We start from the raw sequence: 6,743 nt of genomic DNA, 5'->3' as shown, positions 1-6,743 counted from the left end.
CTTCGTGTCCGGGCGCCTCGAGTCGCCGCCAGAGGCAGCGGCCCTTCGGAGCCGTCCAAGCCTGCGCAGGCAGGCTTGGAGCCACGGCTCCTCAGCCCCCTGCCGGGGGCAACACCAGAGGCCCGGCAAAGCCGGTTCCTCGGTGTTTCACCAACGGGCCTGGCTGCGCCCGGCCCCGAGGGGAGCACGGTGGGGCTGACGGTCAGGCTCAGTCCAGCTGATCCACGGTGTCTGGGTCCGGCACCTCGCCGATGGTCTCGCGCGTAGTGGCGGCCTGGCCTTGCAGCCACTCGCAGAAGGCCTGGATTTCGGGCCGCGGCGCGCTGCGCGGGCCGGTGATCAGCCAGTAGGCCATCGGGGAATCCATCCGGTGCTGCGGCAGCACCTCCACCAGGTCGCCGTTGGCCAGGCTCTCGGCGATCAGCGAGCTGCGCGCCAGCACCACGCCCTGGCCCGTGAGCGCGGCCTGGACCATCTGGTAGGCATAGTTGAAATAAAGCCAGCGCCGGGGCTGGGCGCGCGGCATGTCGTTGACCTCGAACCAGCGCCGCCAGGTCAGCCATTCGAGGTGCGTGCGGTGGGCGTCGCCGGCTTCGATCAGGGTGAAGTGCGCGATGTCGGGCGGCGCCTTGATGGCCGGGTTGCTCTTGATCAGCCAGGGGCTGGCCACCGGCGTGATCGTTTCGCCGAAGAGGCGCAGCGCCCCGGCAGGCATGTTCTCGCGCGGGCCGTAGCGCAGGGCGATGTCGACGTCGGCGATGTCCATGTCGAGCGCCACGTCGCTGGCATCGATGCGGATGTCGATTTCGGGGTTGTCGCGCTGGAAGGCCTCGAGGCGCGGGATCAGCCACATCGAGGCGAAGGAGGCGAAAGTCGTGAGGGACACGCTCTTGCGGCCCGCGTTCTGCCGGATCTGGCGCACCGCACCGTCGATCCGAGGCAGCGACTGCTGCACCGCCAGCAGCAGCTGGGCGCCGGCGCCCGTGAGTTCGACCGCCCGCGTGTGGCGCAGGAACAGGCCGACGCCGACCTCTTCCTCGAGCGACTGGATCTGCCGGCTCACGGCCGACTGCGTCAGTGCCATTTCCTCGGCGGCGGCGCGGAAGTTCAGGTGCCGGGCGACCGCTTCGAAGGCCCGCAGATGGCCGGCGGAGATCGGGCGGGAGCGCAGATGGGTCTGGGAATGCAGCACGGCGGGCCTTGGCCGAAGGTTGGATTGATGCGAAACCGGAATCAGTAGGCTACCGCGTTTTCATTGGACTGCCAACGAGCGGAGGAAGATCATTCATTCCCGAAGCGCGCCATTGCGCACAGTCACCTCAGGAGTCCACACCATGTCCGTTGCTTGCACCTCTTCGTCGCTTCCGTCCGCCGTCCTGGCCCGACCGGCTGCCGTGCCGCCAGCCGTCCGCCGCGGTGCCTGGCAACTCGATGCCGGCCATGCAATGAGCCTGAAGGCCGCCAGCGCGAGCGTGCTGCGTGTCCGGCAGGGCCGGGTCTGGGTGACCCGCGACGCCACCGCCCACGCCGGCAGCGAGGATCTGGTGCTGGCCCCGGGCGAGTCGCTGGCGGTCGCGGCCGGCGAACGCATCGTGATGGAGCCGTGGGACAGCAACGGCGCGACCTACAGCTGGGACGCCGCCTGAGCTGATGGCGCGCCGGGCCGCCTCAAGGCGGCCTGGTGCCCCTTCGGGGGCAGCGCCTCCGGGCCCGCAGGACGAGTCTGCCAACGGCCACACGCACGGCCACCACGTCGGGTGGCTGGCGGCGTGCGAGGAGAAGCTGATCGATGACAAGCTCGTGACTCAGGAGACCCTGGGCGACGACTTCGAACGGCCGATGCAGCCGGCGCCGTTGATCCGAGCGGCGCCCCCCCGCCTTCGCGTATCGTAGAGCCCTTGCCCGGTTCCGGGTCCGATCCCTTTCGCTCCCGGCCGACGCCGGCCATCATGACCGACGCCTTTCGCCCGTGAACCTTCTTGCCCGTCTGCGCCAGATCGCCATGGTCGGCGGCGTCGAATCCTTCTCCGTGGTTGCCGGCGGCATTGCCGGCCTGCTGGTCGTCAACGTGTTGCCCAAGGACCAGTACGCGGCCTACACCTTCCTGTTCGCATGCTTCACCCTGCTGCTCGGCGTGACCGACCTGGGGCTGGCCCATTGCTGCCTGCCGGTGGTCGGCCAGCGCGCCCGCGAAGTGCCCTGGGTGGTCGGAGCCTGCCGGCAGGTGTTTCGCAGGCGCTGGATGCTGCTGGGCGCCGGCGTCGTGATCGTCGTGCCCTACTGGTTTCTGAGCTCGCGCGACCACGGCTGGCTCGACCGCGGCTACCTGCTGGCCTCGCTGTTCGCGTTCGCGGCCGTCGTGATCACCCTGCGCGAGCACTACATGGGCACGGTGCTCACGATCCTGGGCCACGTCACGACCTTGAGCCGGGTCGGCTTGACGGCGACCGTGGTCCGCATCGCGGTCGTCTGCACGGTGCTCGTCCTGCCGCTCGGGTCATGGTCGGTGGCCGGCATCGTCGCTGCCACCGGGGTCGCCAGCGCCATCAGCATCCTGCTCATCCGTCGCGATTTCGCGGCGCGCCGGATCGTGGAAACCAGGTTGGACGCCGTTGACGCGAAGCGCGTGGATGCGCAGGTGGTCCGGATCGCCAAGCCCCTGGTGCTGCCGGCGATCTTCTACCAGTTGCAGGGGGTTATCACGGTGTTCCTGGTCTCGCTCTTCGGGACTTCCAACATGGTGGCGGAGGTCGGTGCCTTCGGGCGGCTGGCGATGGCGCTGATCGTGGTGGACCGGGTGACCAACATCCTGCTGTTCCCGGCGATCGCGCGCACGCCGGCCGGGGACGGGCTTCGCATGATCATGTGGCGGGCCCACCTGAGTTATCTCGGCATGATGGCGCTGGCGCTGTTGAGCGCCTACGTCCTGCCCCAGTACTGGATCCTGCTGCTGGGCGAGAAGTACCGCAACATGGAACCGCTGGTCTGGATGATGTTCCTGTCGTCCATCCTCGCCAGCGCTGCCGGCTTCGCCTTCCGCTCGTTGACGGTGCGCGGCGCGACCTCGGGCCAGAGCTACAGCATCCTGGCGACGCTGGCGATCCAGGTGCTCTACCTGGCCGTGATCGGCATCAGCGACCTGCGTTCGGTGCTGGGCTTCGCCATTGCGACCGGCGTCGCCAGTTTCGGCTACCAGTACGGCCTGCTGGTCCTGCGATGGCGACAGTGGGGCGCAGCGCCTCAGGTCCGGCCGTAGACGCGTCCGATGAGGCTGGCAATCGCGAGTCCAACCCGCCGCTGGGCCAGGGCACCGTCCGAATACACCTTGATCGGCGAATTGGCGAAGCGGTAGTACGCCTTGCTGGCAAGCGACGGCGGACGCCCGCCCAGTGCCTGGCGGACATGGCGGCCATGCCAGGGCTTGACCGGGCCGATCGCGTGCGACAGGTAATAGCCGCCGGGCGCGAAATCCATGGCTTCCGGCCCGGCCGTGTTGAGCGGCGCCTCGCAGACGGTGAGCGCGAAGTTCAATGCGTCCTGGTCGGTCGAGTGGAACAGCGTCGCGGATCCCCCGGCCTTCAGCGTCTTGGCGTTCCCGTTGTGCGCCACCACCAGGTCGCACAGGCGGCGCCAGAGGTCCAGGAAGTCGAGGTGCTGGCGCGGGACCGCGATGAAGCCGGCGTTGTAGTAGCGCTCGAGCGCCCGTCGGGGCGTGATGCCGTGTGAAGCGAAGAAGCGATTCCACAGCAGTCGCTTGGGGTGCCGGGCCGGAAAGTAGGCGTTGACGTCCTCGACCAGCGAGATGCCGTCCTCGGTGAACCAGCCCATGAACGAGGGCCAGTCGCACTTGACCACGATGTCGGGGTCGACGTAGGCCACCACGTCCGCGTCCGGCGCATGCCGTTCCAGCATTTCGCGCAGGAAGGTCGGCTTGTAGTAGGTGAAATGGAGCGGCGTGTCCAGTTCCAGCAAGCGCAGCCTCAGCGTCGGCGCGACCTGGAGCTCGCCGGTGGCCTTCCGGTAGCCGGGCGCATCGAGGATCCATGCGGGGAGTGGGCCCCGGAACCCCACCCACAGGTCGCCGACGTAGCCTGAAGCGATCAGGGAGTTGGAAAGCGCCGCCACACCGAAGTGGTAGTTTCCCTCGAAGAGTGTGCAGAGTGTGATGTTCATGAAGCGTCAAGTAGATCGTTGCCGAGTGTAAACAAATGTTCTAAATCCGCCGAGGACCGCGCTCGGCGTTCATTGCGGGGCCGCCAGCGCGCGCAGGTCGTCCTCGTAGCGCTGCAGCCTTCGCGCGGCCTGCTCGCGCTGGGTCGCGCTGGTCTGGTTGTGAAGCGCAGCGATGGTCGCGCAAGACTCCTGCCGCATCCTGTGCTGGCGATCGCGCGCGGGTCCGGGCGGCGGCTCGGCGATCCGCATCACGTAGCTGTGGAGCGCTGCCTGTGCCTCGGCAGCAGGCTGTTTCGCGGCCAGGAATCGGCCCAGCAGCGCCAGCGCCTCCCGCTGGCGCTGTCGGCGTTCCGTGTCCAGTTCGCGCGGATCGAAAGCGGATCGCTCCACCTGCTGCCGCAGCAGCGCGCGTTGCCCGGCGTCGAGCCGGCCGTAGAAGTCCTCGCTGCGATCGAGGAACTGGTCGTAGCGCCTTTCTCGCTGCTGGGCCGGACTGCGATCGAGCCAGTCTCTTCTGTATTCGTCGTTGATCTTTCCGTACTTGCGGGCGAGGTGTTCCACTTGCGCCTCGCTGAGGCTGAGCGCCAGCGTGGCCCCTGCGGGCTCCGCCCGCTCGGCCAAGGCCAGCAGGCGCAGCCGGATCGCGTCGAACAGCGCGCAGGCCTGGGCCGGTGTCAGGTCGGCGGGCGCCAGCGCCTGCGCCTCCTGCAGCAGGTCGGCGATCTTCGGCAGTTCCTCGCGCCGGTGCCAGGCCAGCAAGCGGCGCAGTTCGTCGCGTACCTGCGGCGTCTGGGCGTCGTCGAAGTCGACGTAGCCGTCGAGCCACCAGTAGCTGATCTCGGGCAGATTGTTGTAGGCCAGTTGGACGGCGCTGCAGGCCGAGAGCAGGGTGGCCAGGGCGATGGCGCCGATAATTCGCGCCAGCATTGCGCAACGTATTCGGGAAAGTGGCATGGATCAAATTCCGCAGGACAACCAGGAGCCTATCGACGTCGTCATCATGGCGGCCGGCAAAGGCACGCGCATGAAGAGCAGCCTGCCCAAAGTGTTGCATCGTTTGGGCGGGCGCGCGCTCGTGGCCCACGTGATCGATACGGCGGCCGGCATCGGCGCGCGCCACATCGTGGTCGTGACCGGCCATGGTGCGGCCGACGTCGAAGCCGCCCTCGAAGGCGCCGTGGCCGGCGTGTCGCCTCGGTTCGCGCGCCAGATGCCGCAGCTCGGGACCGGCCATGCCGTGCAGCAGGCGGCCCCGCTCCTGCCCGACGACGGCACGGTGCTGGTGCTGTCGGGCGACGTGCCGCTGATCAGTGGCGACACGCTGCGCGCGCTCGTGGCCGAGAGCGCGGGCCGGCGGCTGGCGCTGTTGACGATCCGGGTCGACGACCCCAAGGGCTACGGCCGCATCGTGCGGGTGCAGGGCGGCCTCGATGCCGAGGGCGAGGTCCAGTCGATCGTCGAAGAGAAGGACGCCAACGAGGCGCAGCGCGCCATCCGCGAGATCTACAGCGGCGTGATGGCGGTGCCGGCGCGGCTGCTCAAGACCTGGTTGGCGCGCTTGGACAACAAGAACGCGCAAGGCGAGTACTACCTGACCGACGTCGTCGGCTTCGCGGCCGTGGACGGCGTGCCGGTGATCGCGCACCGCACCGACGACCCGCTGCAGGTGGCCGGCGTCAACAGCCCTGCTCAGCTGGCGGCACTCGAGCGCGCCTACCAGCTGCGGCAGGCCCAGGCGCTGATGGCGCAAGGCGTGCGGCTGGCCGACCCGGCACGCTTCGACCTGCGTGGCACGCTGGCCTGCGAGTCGGACGTGGAGATCGATGTCAACTGCGTCTTCGAAGGGGCGGTGTCGCTGGGTGCGGATGTCCGCATCGGCGCCAACTGCGTGATCGCCAACGCGCGCATCGAGACCGGTGCGGTGATCCATCCCTTCACCCACATCGACGGCGAGAAGGCCGGCGTGACCGTCGGCGCCGGCGCCCTGGTCGGACCGTTCGCGCGGCTGCGGCCCGGGGCCCGGCTGGGTGCCGAGGTGCACATCGGCAACTTCGTGGAAGTGAAGAACTCGACCCTCGCGGCCGGTGCCAAGGCCAACCACCTGGCCTACCTGGGCGACGCCACGGTCGGCCAGCGGGTCAACTACGGCGCCGGCAGCATCACGGCCAACTACGACGGCGCCAACAAGCACCGCACGATCATCGGCGACGACGTCCACGTGGGCAGCAACTGCGTGCTGGTGGCGCCGCTCACGATCGGCGCCGGCGGCACCGTCGGGGGCGGCTCGACCATCACCAAGAGCACCGAGCCCGGTGCGCTCACGATCTCGCGTGCCAGGCAGGCCAGCTTCCCCGGCTGGAAGCGGCCGCAGAAGGCGCCGAAGGCCTAGGGCCTGTTCACACTATTTCCGGGGATCGCGTTGCCGGGCCAAGGGGCTGGATGCAAGGCGCCCGCGCGCAGCAAGGCTTTCGCCTTGCAAGCGSGGGCAACGCCGCAGACGGCCCCTTGGCCCGGCAACCCGCAGGGAAGGCCTGCCAGGACGAGCCACCCGGCGTTGCACTCCTTGCATG

The 6,743-nt window shown here is 68.9% G+C and carries 6 protein-coding genes; 3 read left to right on the top strand and 3 right to left on the bottom strand.

Translation table 11 applies throughout. The features are described from left to right. Positions 1-208: 208 nt before the first annotated feature. Positions 209-1,192, bottom strand: a complete 984-nt coding sequence (locus AC1D2E_RS34195) for a LysR substrate-binding domain-containing protein (protein WP_478177890.1) — start codon at positions 1,190-1,192, stop codon at positions 209-211. A gap of 142 nt (positions 1,193-1,334) precedes the next feature. Between AC1D2E_RS34195 and AC1D2E_RS34190 the strand changes: the two genes are divergently transcribed. Further along, positions 1,335-1,646: a DUF2917 domain-containing protein gene (locus AC1D2E_RS34190; protein WP_478177889.1), complete on the top strand. Its 312-nt coding sequence runs from the start codon at positions 1,335-1,337 to the stop codon at positions 1,644-1,646. Positions 1,647-1,969: 323 nt separating this feature from the next. Beyond that, entirely contained in the window at positions 1,970-3,256 is a 1,287-nt protein-coding gene (locus AC1D2E_RS34185) for a polysaccharide biosynthesis protein (protein ID WP_478201519.1), read from the top strand. On the opposite strand, the gene AC1D2E_RS34180 is transcribed toward AC1D2E_RS34185, so the two are convergent. After that, a complete protein-coding gene (locus AC1D2E_RS34180; RefSeq protein ID WP_478201518.1) occupies positions 3,241-4,173 on the bottom strand; it encodes a glycosyltransferase family protein in 933 nt (310 codons plus the stop codon). The two genes, AC1D2E_RS34185 and AC1D2E_RS34180, sit on opposite strands and share 16 nt — an antisense overlap. Positions 4,174-4,242: 69 nt before the next feature. Then, complete coding sequence (locus AC1D2E_RS34175) at positions 4,243-5,100, bottom strand: DUF6279 family lipoprotein (protein WP_478201517.1); 858 nt, start codon at positions 5,098-5,100, stop codon at positions 4,243-4,245. Between the two features lie 25 nt (positions 5,101-5,125). Here AC1D2E_RS34175 and glmU point away from each other — a divergent pair, with 25 nt between their 5' ends. Beyond that, the gene (glmU, locus tag AC1D2E_RS34170; protein WP_478201516.1) at positions 5,126-6,562 is read left to right on the top strand and encodes a bifunctional UDP-N-acetylglucosamine diphosphorylase/glucosamine-1-phosphate N-acetyltransferase GlmU; all 1,437 of its coding nucleotides are present in this window, start codon (positions 5,126-5,128) and stop codon (positions 6,560-6,562) included. Positions 6,563-6,743 lie beyond the last annotated feature (181 nt).

This window comes from Variovorax sp. P1_H2, from assembly GCF_056405295.1.
The sequence above is the reverse complement of the archived record's forward strand: the minus strand, read 5'-3'. Positions and strand labels throughout refer to the sequence as shown.